15 protein-coding genes and 1 pseudogene are annotated in these 12,611 nt (G+C 59.8%); 4 read left to right on the plus strand and 12 right to left on the minus strand.

The window, feature by feature from the left end:
* The first annotated feature begins 22 nt into the window (after window positions 1–22).
* The 4 genes from AC1D06_RS10570 to AC1D06_RS10585 all read left to right on the plus strand — a co-directional run bounded on the left by AC1D06_RS10570 (window position 23) and on the right by AC1D06_RS10585 (window position 4,589).
* On the plus strand, window positions 23–508 hold the full coding sequence (locus AC1D06_RS10570) for a redoxin family protein (RefSeq protein WP_477986194.1): 486 nt from the start codon (window positions 23–25) through the stop codon (window positions 506–508).
* 125 nt (window positions 509–633) lie between these two features.
* Window positions 634–1,899 carry a flavin monoamine oxidase family protein gene (locus AC1D06_RS10575; RefSeq protein WP_477986195.1) on the plus strand — a complete coding sequence of 422 codons (1,266 nt, stop codon included), beginning with the start codon at window positions 634–636 and terminating at the stop codon, window positions 1,897–1,899.
* 155 nt (window positions 1,900–2,054) lie between these two features.
* A complete protein-coding gene (locus AC1D06_RS10580; protein WP_477880133.1) occupies window positions 2,055–4,142 on the plus strand; it encodes a putative bifunctional diguanylate cyclase/phosphodiesterase in 2,088 nt (695 codons plus the stop codon).
* Between the two features lie 63 nt (window positions 4,143–4,205).
* Window positions 4,206–4,589: a helix-turn-helix domain-containing protein gene (locus tag AC1D06_RS10585; protein WP_477880135.1), complete on the plus strand. Its 384-nt coding sequence runs from the start codon at window positions 4,206–4,208 to the stop codon at window positions 4,587–4,589.
* Here the strand turns inward: AC1D06_RS10585 and rnhA are convergent.
* From rnhA to AC1D06_RS10645, 12 genes and pseudogenes are all read right to left on the minus strand, one after another.
* A complete protein-coding gene (rnhA, locus tag AC1D06_RS10590) occupies window positions 4,576–5,016 on the minus strand; it encodes a ribonuclease HI (protein WP_477880137.1) in 441 nt (146 codons plus the stop codon). The genes AC1D06_RS10585 and rnhA overlap by 14 nt on opposite strands.
* Window positions 5,013–5,990 carry a homoserine kinase gene (locus tag AC1D06_RS10595; RefSeq protein WP_477986197.1) on the minus strand — a complete coding sequence of 326 codons (978 nt, stop codon included), beginning with the start codon at window positions 5,988–5,990 and terminating at the stop codon, window positions 5,013–5,015. The genes rnhA and AC1D06_RS10595 overlap by 4 nt, the downstream gene beginning before the upstream one ends.
* A 418-nt stretch (window positions 5,991–6,408) precedes the next feature.
* On the minus strand, window positions 6,409–7,407 hold the full coding sequence (gene ispH, locus AC1D06_RS10600) for a 4-hydroxy-3-methylbut-2-enyl diphosphate reductase (RefSeq protein WP_477880141.1): 999 nt from the start codon (window positions 7,405–7,407) through the stop codon (window positions 6,409–6,411).
* 86 nt (window positions 7,408–7,493) lie between these two features.
* Window positions 7,494–7,841, minus strand: a pseudogene (locus AC1D06_RS10605) (DUF1304 domain-containing protein); the annotation flags it as partial.
* Between the two features lie 32 nt (window positions 7,842–7,873).
* The gene (locus AC1D06_RS10610; protein WP_477986198.1) at window positions 7,874–8,629 is read right to left on the minus strand and encodes an SURF1 family protein; all 756 of its coding nucleotides are present in this window, start codon (window positions 8,627–8,629) and stop codon (window positions 7,874–7,876) included.
* Window positions 8,598–8,981, minus strand: a complete 384-nt coding sequence (locus AC1D06_RS10615) for a DUF983 domain-containing protein (protein ID WP_477880145.1) — start codon at window positions 8,979–8,981, stop codon at window positions 8,598–8,600. The genes AC1D06_RS10610 and AC1D06_RS10615 overlap by 32 nt, the downstream gene beginning before the upstream one ends.
* Window positions 8,978–9,502, minus strand: a complete 525-nt coding sequence (locus AC1D06_RS10620; RefSeq protein WP_477880147.1) for a L,D-transpeptidase family protein — start codon at window positions 9,500–9,502, stop codon at window positions 8,978–8,980. The genes AC1D06_RS10615 and AC1D06_RS10620 overlap by 4 nt, the downstream gene beginning before the upstream one ends.
* 65 nt (window positions 9,503–9,567) lie before the next feature.
* Window positions 9,568–9,849, minus strand: coding sequence for a GNAT family N-acetyltransferase (locus tag AC1D06_RS10625; protein ID WP_477880149.1), 282 nt, complete (start codon window positions 9,847–9,849; stop codon window positions 9,568–9,570).
* A 76-nt stretch (window positions 9,850–9,925) separates the two neighbouring features.
* Window positions 9,926–10,804: a cytochrome c oxidase subunit 3 gene (locus tag AC1D06_RS10630; RefSeq protein WP_477880150.1), complete on the minus strand. Its 879-nt coding sequence runs from the start codon at window positions 10,802–10,804 to the stop codon at window positions 9,926–9,928.
* 53 nt (window positions 10,805–10,857) lie between these two features.
* Window positions 10,858–11,472 (minus strand): cytochrome c oxidase assembly protein, encoded by a 615-nt coding sequence (locus AC1D06_RS10635; RefSeq protein ID WP_477880152.1) that lies wholly within the window; start codon window positions 11,470–11,472, stop codon window positions 10,858–10,860.
* Window positions 11,472–11,621, minus strand: a complete 150-nt coding sequence (locus AC1D06_RS10640) for a hypothetical protein (RefSeq protein ID WP_477679694.1) — start codon at window positions 11,619–11,621, stop codon at window positions 11,472–11,474. The genes AC1D06_RS10635 and AC1D06_RS10640 overlap by 1 nt, the downstream gene beginning before the upstream one ends.
* 2 nt (window positions 11,622–11,623) lie before the next feature.
* The gene (locus AC1D06_RS10645) at window positions 11,624–12,580 is read right to left on the minus strand and encodes a heme o synthase (protein ID WP_477880153.1); all 957 of its coding nucleotides are present in this window, start codon (window positions 12,578–12,580) and stop codon (window positions 11,624–11,626) included.
* Window positions 12,581–12,611 lie beyond the last annotated feature (31 nt).

Here is a 12,611-nt window from a genome sequence, read left to right on the forward strand (position 1 = left end):
ACCGAACCGAGGAGAGAATCCGGTGACCATTGCAATCGGAGACAAAGTCCCTGCCGTCACGCTCAAGGAAAAGACTGCCGATGGTGTCAAGGATATCGGCATCGCCAGTCTGCTCGCCGGCAAGACTGTCGTACTGTTCGGCGTGCCGGGTGCCTTCACGCCCACCTGCTCGCTCAATCACCTCCCCGGTTTCCTCGAAAACCGCGATGCCTTCTTCGCCAAGGGCGCCGACGAGATCGCCGTCGTTTCCGTCAACGACCATCACGTGATGAATGCCTGGGCCAAGGCCTCCGGCGGCGAAGGCAAGATCCGCTTCCTTGCCGACGGCAATGCCGTGTTCACCAAGGCGCTCGGACTTGAAGTGGACCTTTCCGGCGGTGGGCTTGGCCTGCGCTCGAAGCGCTACTCGATGCTGATCAAGGACGGCACAGTGGTGCAGCTCAATGTCGAGGAGAAGACGGGCGAAGCGGAGATTTCCGGCGCGGCAACGCTGCTGGGCCAGATCTGAAGTCAGCTTCCCTTCCAGGCGGTCCTCGCTCCGGTTCGGGTGCCGCCGCCATTTCGCTGATTGAACATCCATTCAATATGTGAAAACATGCCGCAATCATTTCTGTCACTTGCGGAGACTTCATCATGGCGCGGCACGATGTGATCGTTATCGGCGGCGGCTTTACCGGGCTGTCGGCAGCGACGGCACTTTGCCAGGCCGGCCGTGATGTGCTGCTGATCGAGGCACGCGACCGCGTCGGCGGCCGTGTCGAATCCCGGATACTGGCCGATGGAACGCGTATCGACACCGGCGGGCAGTTTCTGTGCGAGGATATGCCTGAGGTGACGGCGCTCGCCAAGGCGCATGGCAAGACCTTCGTCAGACCCCACTTCGACGGCGACATCGTCTTCCAGCCGCCGATGTCGCTGGAAAGAGGTTATGCGGCGCTCGCAGGGGTCGATGCGCTACGCGAGCGGATGCGGGCCTGGGATCTCGCCGACCCCGCCGTCCAAACAATGACGGTGGCGGAATGGGTTGCGCGCCAGGATGTCGACGACGACGTCAGAAACGGCTTCCTCAGGCTGGTGGACGGGTTGTGGTGCCGCTCGGCTTCGGAAATCTCCTTTCTCTATCTTGCATCGAGCGACCGGCGCATCACCAACGAAATTTTCGAACTGGAATTCTTCCTCGCCGAAACCATGCATGCGCTGGCCGAGGACCTTGCAGCGACGCTGAGCGACCGGCTTCTCCTGGGTTCGCCGGTGACGCGCATCCGCCATCACGGCGATGGCGTCGAAATCTTTTGCGGCGATCGCTGTTTCGAGGCTGCATGCGCCATCATCGCCGTGCCGCCGGTGATGGCGCGGCGGATCGTTTTCGAACCCGCCCTCTCCGCTCGTCTGGCAGGCGCACTCAAAGGCTGGGGCAGCGGCGCCGTCGTCAAGATTCTCATCCGTTACCCACGGCCGTTCTGGCGGAAACGTGGCCAGAGCGGCTCGATCATGTGGCGCGAGCCGAGAGGCTTCTTTGCCTGCGATGTCTCACGCGGCGATGGGAAAGGTGCGATCGTGGTTTTCATCGGCGGCCCCGCGGCTAGCCGATGGCATGAAGAGGGCGAAGCCGCATTGCGCGCCTTTCTTATCGATCAATTGACGGTGGCGTTGGGTGAGGAAGCGAGCAGACCCAGCGAGATCGAATTGCGCGATTGGGTGGATGATGCCTGGACCGGCGGCGCCTATAGCGACGTGATCGTCGACCTGCATTCGGCCGATGCTGAAGATGTCCTGCGGGAAGGACTGCCAAACCTGCAATTCGCCGCATCGGAATTGGCCTTGTCTTTTCCTGGCTATATCGAAGGCGCTATCGTCGCCGGCAAGGAAATCGTGCGTAAGTTGCAGTCATTCCAATGACCGGCTGAATCCTTCACGGCTCGAGATAAGTGTCTGGCAAACATCAAAGATTATTCATTAATCATACAAGATGCCTACGCTGCTGCTTAATTATATTTCAATAATAAATCCCGACATTGAGGCCTGTCAGGCATTCCATACGGTCGTATTTCCTCATGATTTCTGTTATAAATTGCATCGTCGAGCAGCACAATATCTGGCTCGTGCTCGTAGCCGCCGTGGTCTGTGTGGCCGGCTGCTGGGCTGTTGTCAGGCTACATCGACGCGGCAGCGGCACGAGCGGTGCGGAGGCCATCGGATGGCAGTTCCTGGCGGCGACAGCGGCGGGTGCCTCGATCTGGGCAACGCATTTCATCGCCATCATCGCCTATGAGCCAGGCACGCCGGTCTCGTTCGACCCCGTTCTGACGATCATCTCGCTCATGGTTGCCCTGATCGGCTCGTTTGCAGGTCTGATGGTGGCCGGCATGATCCATACCCGTTGGGCGCCTGCCGCGGGTGGCGCGATGGTCGGCTTTTCGGTCGCCACCATGCACTATACCGGCATGATGGCCTATGTGGCAGAAGGCGTGGTCGAATGGGACATTCGATATCTGGTCGCTTCCATTGTGCTTGCCGCGGTCATCACCGCATGTGCGGTGCATGTGGCGAGCCGCCGCGACCATAAACTCGACAGCAATTTGGCCGCCGTCGGCCTGCTGACGCTTGCGATCGTCAGCCTGCATTTCACCGGCATGACAGCCTTCCGGCTGACGCCGCTGGTGATCTACAAGGACTATACCAATCCGGCAGCAATGCAGGCTATGGCGCTTTCCGTCGCGCTGGTCAGCCTGATGATTGTCGGCGCCGTGCTGGCGAGCTATCTCATCGATGGCCAGACCCGGGCGCATTCGCTGAGCCAGCTCAAGCACATGGCAATGAGCGACCCGCTGACCGGGCTCGCCAACCGCGCCTCCTATAACGAGCATCTCGACGCCCGCATCAAGCTCGCCGCCAATGGTGGACAGAGATTTGCGCTTGCCGCAATCGATCTCGACCGCTTCAAGGAAATCAATGATTTGCGCGGCCATTCCGCTGGCGACGAGACGCTGAAAATCCTGGCGCAACGCATGCGCGACTTCAACGACGGCAGCCTGTTCATCGCCCGTATCGGCGGCGACGAATTTTCGATCATCATGCCGGTCGGCGACCGCAACACATTGCGCAAGACGCTGATGAAACTGCGCGCCCAGCTGCTGCAACCCTTCACCATCGACGACTGCGAGCTCATGGTCGGCGCCAGTATTGGCATCTGCATCTATCCCGATGACGCCAATGACACGACGCTGGTCAACAATACCGACCTAGCGCTCTATCGTGCCAAAACCGAGATCGCCGACAAGATCTGCTTCTTCGACAATGTGATGGACGAAGCCGTCCGCACGAGGCGCGAGCTCGCCGCCGAACTTCGCCACGCGCTCGAACACGATCAGCTCGAAGTCTTCTACCAGGTACAGACCTCGGTGTCGGAAAAGCAGATCACCGGATATGAAGCGCTGTTGCGCTGGCAGCATCCGCAACGCGGCTATATCCCGCCGTCTGAATTCATTCCGCTGGCCGAGGAAAGCGGCCTCATCCTGCAACTCGGCGAATGGGTGCTACGCACCGCCTGCACCGAATTTGCGGCGCTCGACCTGCGCGTCGCCGTCAACCTGTCGCCGATCCAGTTCCTGCATCCCAACCTGCCTGGGCTCGTCGCCGACATTCTTGCCGAGACCGGTATGAAAGCGGTGAAGCTGGAGCTGGAACTGACGGAATCAGCGATCATCCACGACAAGGAACGCACGTTGATGCAGTTGCAGGAGATCCGCAAGCTTGGCGTCACGATTGCACTCGACGATTTCGGCACCGGCTATTCTTCACTCGACACGTTGCGCGCCTTCCCCTTCGACAAGATCAAGCTCGACCGCACCTTCATGGAGGAGCTGGAGACCAGCGAGCAGGCGCGCTCGATCATCCGCGCCGTGCTGGCGCTCGGCAAGAGCCTGGCCATCCCGGTTCTGGCGGAAGGCATCGAAACCCGCGACCAGCTGGCGATCCTGCGCGCCGAAGGCTGCGACTCCGCCCAGGGTTATTATCTCGGCCGGCCGGCACCGCTTGCGACAATCTTTCCGGACCTGGAAGACGCCAATATCGGGCGGTTGCGTGCCGCAGTCGCGGACCTGAGTGACGAAGGGGATGCCGAAGACAAGGCTGTGGCGTGACATCGAGAAAGCGAGTATTGCAACAAGGGCAGACTGCCGGTCGAACATAGCGGAGAGCGTTGGATGGATAGGACGACAGCCATCGACACGCCGAAAGAGCACGAACAGGCGATCGACGTGATCGGCCGTATCATGGCGCTTCAAACACCCGACGATGCCGATCTTGCCATGCTGGAGACACTGGCTATTCGCGTCGCGCGCTACGAAGAAACCATGTTTCCTTTGGGGCAGCCGACGGTATTGGAAGCCATCCGCTTCCGCATGGATCAGATGGATCTCAACCAGGCCGGGCTTGCGGAATTGATCGGGTTTCCCAAATCGCGGATTTCCGACCTCTTGAGTGGGCGGCCGCCGCTGTCGCTGGAGATGATCCGTGCCGTGCATGAGAAGCTTGGCATTCCCACAGATATCCTGATCGGCAAATCGAAAGCCGCTAACGCCTCTTGAACGGCTCCATCCCCTTGCGGGCCAGTTCATCGGCACGTTCATTCTCCGGGTGCCCAGCATGGCCCTTGACCCAGTGCAGCGTCACCTTGTGCTTGTGCTGTGCCTCTTCCAATGCCTGCCAGAGTTCGACATTCTTCACCGGCTTCTTGTCAGCGGTCTTCCAACCGTTCTTTTTCCAGCCAAAAATCCATTTTGTGATGCCGTCCTTGACATAGGCGCTGTCAGTATAGAGGTCGATCTCGCAGGGCACTTTCAGCGCCTGGAGCGCCGAAATGGCGGCCATCAGTTCCATGCGGTTGTTGGTAGTCTCGGCCTCGCCACCGAACAATTCCTTCTCGACATCGCCGTAGCGCAGGATGGCGCCCCAGCCGCCCGGGCCAGGATTGCCGGAACAAGCGCCGTCGGTGAACACATCGACATGCTTCATGCGGTCACCGGCAGAACAAGGCCGTATTCGGCGGCGTTTTTCACATGCTGGTGAAAGCGCAGCTTGCGCATATATTCCATAGGGTCTTTCTTGGTCACCAGTGCGCCGGCCGGCGTCATGATCCAGTCGTAGAGGCGAGTGAGGAAGAAGCRCAGCGCCGAGCCACGGCAAAGCAGCGGCAGTGCCGCGATCTCGGCTTCGGAGAGCCGGCGGGCCGACTGGTAGCCTTCGATCAGCGCCATGCCCTTGGTTATGTTGTAGGACCAGTCCTTCTCGAAGCACCAGGCGTTGAGGCAGACCGACAGGTCATAGGCGAAGAAGTCGTTGCAGGCAAAATAGAAGTCGATGAGCCCTGATAGATGATCATCCAGGAAGAAGACATTGTCCGGGAACAGGTCGGCATGGATCACGCCGGCAGGCAGACCGGAAGGCCAATGGTTTTCGAGGAAGGCGAGTTCAGTGCGGATTTCGGAAATCAATCCGGGTTCGATCTCATCAGCGCGCGGCTCGGATTTCTCCCAGAGCGGCCGCCAGCCGGAAACGCCGAGCGCATTTGGCCGTGGGATCGTAAACCCCTCCCCCGCCAGATGCATCTGGGCAAGAGCCGCACCAACTTCGCGGCAATGCCGCGCCTCAGGCTTTCTCAGCCACATGCCTTCAAGGAAGGAGATCAAGGCCGCCGGCCGGCCAGCGAGCGCTCCGAGCAATTTTCCGTCACGGCGCGCCACCGGCAGAGGGCAGGACAAGCCGCGATCGGCAAGATGCTGCATCAGGCCGAGGAAAAACGGCAGGTCGGCCGGATCGACACGCTTCTCATAAAGCGTCAGGATATAGGGAGCCGTGCTGGTATGCAGAAGGAAGTTGGAATTTTCGACACCCTCAGCGATGCCCTTGTAGGACATCAGCGCGCCTGCTTCGTAGTCGGACAGGAATTTTGCGAGTTCGTCCTCGGTGATATCGGTGTAGACGGCCAAGTTCTCGTTCCTGTTCCAGTTCTTGAGACGTTGAGCTCAACATTGCATGCGGGATGGTCGGTCTGATCTACCCCGTGAACTTTCTTCGTTAAAGCCATAAATGCGACGCCAACGAGGAATGAAGCAGCGTAGATCGAGGCGTGGATGGCCAGTCGCTTTTTCTGTTCAGCAAGCCTCGGATCAAGCCATGCCTTACCGCGAACCTCATAGGACCTTGATAGCCTCTGGGCGCCCTTCAGCGGTTCGTCGGTAGAAAGCTGCCGTGTCTGTTTATTTACGCTCGAAATTATCCGAGCCAGAGAAATCCACGCGATAAAGAACGATCGCACCAATATAATGAACCAAGCGACCACCACGACGAAAAAAATGACACCAATTATTTTACCCAGGATTTCCAAGGAGGTGGTGTCCGTGATCGTCAGCCATTAACCCACGCCATGTCCGCATGGGTCAGCTCGATGTTGCGCAGTTCGCGGTTGACGAGGAAATGCTCGTTCTCCTCGGCCATTTCCGCCAGCTCGACCGTGGTGTCGTAACGGGCGCGGAAGGCGTCGATGATTTCGTTGACTATCACTTCGGGCGCGGATGCGCCGGCCGACAGCCCCACCGTAGCGAGCGTGCCGTAGGCGTCCCAATCGATCTCGGACGCGCGCTGGACGAGCGCCGCATGTTTAGCGCCGGACTTCAGCGCCACCTCCACCAGTCGCTTGGAGTTGGAGGAATTCGGGGCGCCGACGATCAGGAAGAGGTCGCAGCCGGGTGCGGCGAGTTTGACCGCCTCCTGGCGGTTGGTGGTGGCATAGCAGATCGAATCGGCAGCCGGCTCCTGCAAGGCCGGGAAACGCTCCTTGAGCTTGGCGATCACGCCTTCGGTGTCATCGACCGAGAGTGTCGTCTGGGTGACGAAGCCGAGCTTTTCGGGGTCTGCCGGCTGGTAGCGCTCGGCATCTTCGACGGTTTCGAGCAGCGACACAGCGCCATCCGGAAGCTGGCCCATTGTGCCAATCACTTCCGGATGGCCGGCATGGCCGATCAGGATCACGTGTCGGCCAAGACGCTGGTGACGTAGCGCCTGCTTGTGCACCTTCGACACGAGCGGACATGTCGCATCGAGATAGAAGAGATTGCGTGCCCTGGCGTCGGCAGGCACGGATTTCGGTACGCCATGCGCCGAGAAGACCACCGGTTGAGCGCGATGGGCTTCAGGAATCTCACCGAGTTCCTCGACGAAGATCGCACCCTTGGCCTCCAAACCTTCGACGACATAGCGATTGTGGACGATCTCGTGGCGGACATAGACGGGCGCGCCATAGGCTTTCAGCGCCAGCACGACGATCTGGATGGCGCGGTCGACGCCTGCGCAAAAGCCGCGCGGAGCGCAAAGGCGGATGGTGAGCGGATTGTTCGTTTCGATCATCTGAGCTGTTTCATCGTGGATTGAGCGGTCTGCGGCTTGCCGCAGCAGTCCGTCATATCAAAATAGGGATTGTCGAAGCCGACGGTAATAACCAGCGCAACAAGTGCCGGCAAGCCCTGGACATAGAGGATGCGCCGCGACACGGTCGCGGCGCCGAACAATGCGGCGATCACAACGCAAGCGAGAAAGAACATCTTGATATAGAATTCGAAAATACGGCTTGGTTCCATGAGCGACCAGAAGAGGCCAGCAGCGAGAAAGCCGTTGTAAAGGCCCTGGTTGGCTGCCAGGACCTTGGTTATTTCGGCACGTTCCGGCGTATTGCGAAAGATTTTCAGGCCTGTTGGCCTCGTCCACAGGAACATTTCGAGATAGAGAAAATAGAGGTGCAGCAGCGCGACCGCCGCCACAAGCAAATCTGAGAGAATGTCCATGACCTGCCTTCCGCTCACTCTTTCATTCTGATCTAGCGCGCCTTGCGGCGCATGGCCAGCGCCGAGATCACCACAAGCGCCGCCGCAAGCCCATACCACGTGACGGCATAACTGAGATGATTGTTGGGCAGGTCGATCTGAGTGACGCCACCGAGCGGAAGGCCGCCGGGATTCGGCGCTGAGCCAGCGTCGACGAAGAAGGGCAGTACCTTGGTGCCGTCAAGACCGGCGCTTGCGGCCATCGCGGCCATGTCCTTCCAGAAGAACAGGTTCTTGGCAGGCTCGTTGTCCGGCACCATGAAGGACGGCTTGACCGTCAGCTTGACACGCGCAAGCCCATTCACCGTGACGTCGCCTTCGATCTCGCCCGCCTTGCGTTTTGCCTGATCCTTCAACTCGTCTGGCACGAAGCCGCGGTTGATGAAGACAATGCGGCCATCGGCGAGCGTCAGCGGCGTATAGACGTAGAAGCCCGGCGCGCCGTCGCTCGTGGCGAGGAAATAACGTTCCTTGGCATGGTCGAAGCGGCCGGTGAGTGCAATCGCGCGATAGTCAATGTCGACACCCTTGGCGATGTCCGCAAGCGCCTGATCGGCCGCGATTGGTGCAGCGGTGCGACGCGCATCGATCTCGGCAATCAGGCCTTCCTTCCACTGCAACCGCTCGACCTGCCAGGTGCCGAGCGAGATGAGGATAAGAAAAGCCACGCCGAGCGCAATGAATGTGCCGATCCGGAGCGACGGCTTGACGGCACCCTCAGCCACGATCAATCTCGCCCTGGCGCGCATTGTTGCGGTATTGCAGCGCGATCAGCACGGCTTTCATCACCCGAAGCAGCCAGAGGCTGAGCACGATGGCCAGCGGAATCCAGATGATCAAATGCAGCCAGAGCGGCGGACTGTAGGTCACCTCAACCCAAAGGGCGAGACCGACGACGATGAAACCGATGATCATGATGACGAACACTGCCGGCCCATCGCCGGAATCGGCAAAGGAATAATCGAGCTTGCAGGCCGTGCAGGCTGGCCTGAGCTTGATGAGGCCATCGAACAGCCTGCCCTGGCCGCAGCGCGGGCAGGAACAGGTCAGGCCGGCTTTGATGGGATCAATGGGCGCATATAAGGCTTTGTCTTCGGTCACGGTCTGATTTCTATCGGCGTGTTGTTGGGAACCATGTCCCATATTTCCTGCATCTCGACGTTGGTAACCGCTACACAGCCATCCGTCCAATCAAAAAGCTGCATGAACGGACCTGCCCAGCCGAGATAGTTCGGCTGGCCGTGGATCATGATCATGCCGCCCGGATCATATCCCTGCTGTTCCGCCAAGGTGACCTGGTCGGCGTCCGGATAGGAGATATGGATCGACTTGAAAGCCATACTTTTGCCGTTGCGCCAATCGAGTCGATAAACACCCTCCGGCGTCTTCTGGTCACCTTCACGGCGTTTCTGCCCCGAGGCATTGCCTCCCAGCGACACACGGTAGACGGCCATGACATGCCCTTCGCGCAACAGCACCAGTCGTCGCGCAAATTTTTCGACCACCACACGATCGGCTTTGAAGAGGTCGACTGGAATGCGGGTCGCAGAGAGCGCCAGAAGCAGAACCGAGAGACAAACGAGCATCAGCAATCTGCCACCGGAACATTCAGGCCACTGCATGCTATCTCCCCCGCGCTCGGCGTGAGAAAAGCTTGAAAGCAGTTATGGCCGAAATCGTGGCATACTCAATGTGCGATGATATCCTGCCATTCCGGATGCCGTTCCACCTGCGCCTTGAAGAACGGGCAGAGCGGGATGACCTTCCAGCCACCGGCTCGGGCGGCTTCGACCGCATGCAGCGCGAGTTCGCGACCGACGCCCTGGCCGCGATAGATGTCCGGCACTTCGGTATGGTCGATGATGATCAGCCGCGGCGAGGCGCGGGAGAACGTCATCATTGCCTCCTGGCCCGGTTCCCCAGTGACGTAGCGTCCGCCCTTGGCACTGTCCTCGTCGCGTATGTCCATATCGATCTTCCTGATGCACAAATGAAAGGCGCCCGGTTTCCCGGGCGCCAAGTGTAGAGCAAATTGCTTGTTCCGATCAACCGGCCGCCAGCGGCGCGCCCCAGCCGCCCCAGACATAGACGGCGAAAAATAGGAACAGCCAGACGACGTCGACGAAGTGCCAGTACCAGGCAGCAGCCTCGAAACCGAAATGCGCCGTCGGCGTGAACTGGCCCAGGGATGCACGGATCAGGCAAACGAGCAGGAAGATCGTGCCGATGATGACATGGAAGCCGTGGAAGCCGGTCGCCATGAAGAAGGTCGCGCCATAGATCGACTCCGAGAAGGAGAACGGCGCATGCGCATATTCGTAGGCCTGGACCGAGGTGAACAGCATGCCGAGCAGCACGGTCAGCACCAGGCCCTGGATCAGGCCCCTGCGGTCGTTGTGCAGCAGCGCATGGTGCGCCCAGGTCACCGTCGTGCCCGAGAGCAGCAGGATAACAGTGTTATAGATCGGCAGATGCCAGGGATCGAGCACTTCGAGGCCCTTCGGCGGCCATTGGCCACCGGTGAAGGCGACGCGTGCGGCCTGGATCGTCTCGCCGGAATAAAGGCTGGCATCGAAGAAGGCCCAGAACCAGGCGACGAAGAACATCACTTCGGAAGCGATGAACATCATCATTCCGTAGCGCAGATGCAGCGACACGACGCGAGTGTGATGGCCTTCCTGGCCTTCCTTGATCGTGTCGCCCCACCAGGAGTACATCGAGTAGAGTATGACGATCAGGCCGATGAAGAACAGCCAGGGATTGGCGAGATTGCCGCCAAACATATGGAACTCGCTATTGTGCAGCCAGCGCATGAAGCAAACGGCGCCGAACATCAAGATGAACGCGCCGATCGACGCAATGATCGGCCACGGGCTTGGATCGATGATGTGGTAGTCGTGTTGTTTCTGGTGTGCGTCTGCCATTTTGTCCCCGGCTCTCCATTCCCCTTGCCCGCGGCGCATCGGCCGCAGCCAGACTACAATTTCTTTGCGTTCGAAGCCTCGTTCGCATCCGCGACCGGCTTCTGTGTCTCCTTGCCGTAGAGTGTATACGACAGTGTCAAAACTTTCATCCCCAGTGTTTCCGGCGCCGTCTTCATGTCCGGATCGACGAAGAAGACCACCGGCATGTCGCGCGTCTCACCCGGCTTCAGGGTGATATCGGTGAAACAGAAGCATTCGAGCTTGTTGAGATAGGGCCCGGCCGTCATCGGCGTGACATTGAACACGGACCGCGCGGTCTTTTCCCGCGTCGAATGATTGGTCAGGCGGAACTTCACCTCGACCGTCTCGCCGAGGCGCGGGTCGACATAGTCCTGCAGCGGCTTGAAGTCCCAGTTCAGGTCGGAGGCGACATTGGTGTCGAACTCGACGCGAATCCGGTCATTCAGGATACGGTCGGAGGCCTGTTCGACCCGTCTCACCGTGCCGTTGAACCCGGTGACACGGCAGAAAAGATCGTAGAATGGTACCGCGGCGTAGGCGGCGCCGACCATGACGCCGACGAAGACCAGGCACGACACCAGCACCGCCAGATTGTTGCGCTGCGGCTTCTTCGGGCCTGGCTCGTTAACGGACGCCAGTTCGCTCATCACTGATGGCCTCCCGGCACCATGCGGATGATCGTGATCGCGTAGAATATGATGACCAGCGCACCGAGCACGACGCCGAGCGCGACATTACGGTTGCGGCGCGAGCGCTTCTGGCGTTCGGTGAGTTCGATCGTTTCGACCTTTTCCATGGTCAGATCCTTCCGCCAACGGCGTGATAGAGGCCAGCGCCGAAGTGATCCAGCATCAGGCAGAGAAAGATCGCAAACAGGTAGACGATCGAATAAGCGAACAGCTTCTTGGCCGGTTTCATTGCCGGATCGCCATCCGGCATCCGCCGACAGAGGACCGAATACCAGACAAAGCCGACGCCGAGCAGGCCGGACACGGTGCCATAGACCGGCGAGGCGAAGCCGAGAATGGCCGGAGCAACGCCGGCGACAGCGGTCAGCACGGCATAGACGAGAATCTGGTCCTTGGTGACCTTCTCACCCGCCACATTCGGCAGCATCGGCACGCCGACGGCGTCATAGTCGCGCATCTTGAACAGTGCGAGCGCCCAGAAATGTGCCGGAGTCCAGAGGAAGATGATGAGGAACAGCGAAATGCTTTCAATCGACACGCCACCGGTGACGGCTGCCCAGCCGATCATCGGCGGGAAGGCGCCCGCGGCGCCGCCGATGACGATATTCTGCGGCGTCCAGCGCTTCAGCCACATCGTGTAGATGACCGCATAGAAGAAGATGGTGAAGGCCAGCAGCCCGGCTGCGAACGTATTGACGGCAAGGCCGAGCACCGCGACGGAAAAGCCTGACAGCGTGATGCCGAAGGCCAGCGCCTCGCGCGGCTCAATGCGGCCCGCGGGGATCGGGCGCTTGGCGGTGCGGCTCATCACGGCATCGATATCGGCGTCATACCACATATTGAGCGCGCCCGACGCGCCCGCACCAACGGCGATGCAGAGGATGGCGATGACGCCGATGACCGGGTGGATGTGGCCAGGCGCCACGATCATGCCGGCCACCGCCGTGAAGATGACAAGCGACATCACCCGCGGCTTGAGAAGCGCGAAATAGTCCTGGAACGTCGCCTCTGATATCCTCAGCGGTTCCGCACCGGTCACAGTGTTTTCGCTTTCCAATAGTGCCATTTCAGTCTCTACAGATAGTCATATCAGTGAG

This window comes from Rhizobium sp. P2_G2, from assembly GCF_056403555.1.

Coding starts and splice junctions, on each gene's coding strand:
- rnhA (WP_477880137.1), bottom strand. CDS start 5,016: ATGAAGCATGTCGATGTGTTCACCGACGGCGCTTGTTCCGGCAATCCT.
- AC1D06_RS10585 (WP_477880135.1), top strand. CDS start 4,206: ATGGATAGGACGACAGCCATCGACACGCCGAAAGAGCACGAACAGGCG.
- AC1D06_RS10645 (WP_477880153.1), bottom strand. CDS start 12,580: ATGGCACTATTGGAAAGCGAAAACACTGTGACCGGTGCGGAACCGCTG.
- AC1D06_RS10575 (WP_477986195.1), top strand. CDS start 634: ATGGCGCGGCACGATGTGATCGTTATCGGCGGCGGCTTTACCGGGCTG.
- ispH (WP_477880141.1), bottom strand. CDS start 7,407: ATGATCGAAACGAACAATCCGCTCACCATCCGCCTTTGCGCTCCGCGC.
- AC1D06_RS10630 (WP_477880150.1), bottom strand. CDS start 10,804: ATGGCAGACGCACACCAGAAACAACACGACTACCACATCATCGATCCA.
- AC1D06_RS10635 (WP_477880152.1), bottom strand. CDS start 11,472: ATGAGCGAACTGGCGTCCGTTAACGAGCCAGGCCCGAAGAAGCCGCAG.
- AC1D06_RS10640 (WP_477679694.1), bottom strand. CDS start 11,621: ATGGAAAAGGTCGAAACGATCGAACTCACCGAACGCCAGAAGCGCTCG.
- AC1D06_RS10580 (WP_477880133.1), top strand. CDS start 2,055: ATGATTTCTGTTATAAATTGCATCGTCGAGCAGCACAATATCTGGCTC.
- AC1D06_RS10625 (WP_477880149.1), bottom strand. CDS start 9,849: ATGGACATACGCGACGAGGACAGTGCCAAGGGCGGACGCTACGTCACT.
- AC1D06_RS10620 (WP_477880147.1), bottom strand. CDS start 9,502: ATGCAGTGGCCTGAATGTTCCGGTGGCAGATTGCTGATGCTCGTTTGT.
- AC1D06_RS10610 (WP_477986198.1), bottom strand. CDS start 8,629: ATGCGCGCCAGGGCGAGATTGATCGTGGCTGAGGGTGCCGTCAAGCCG.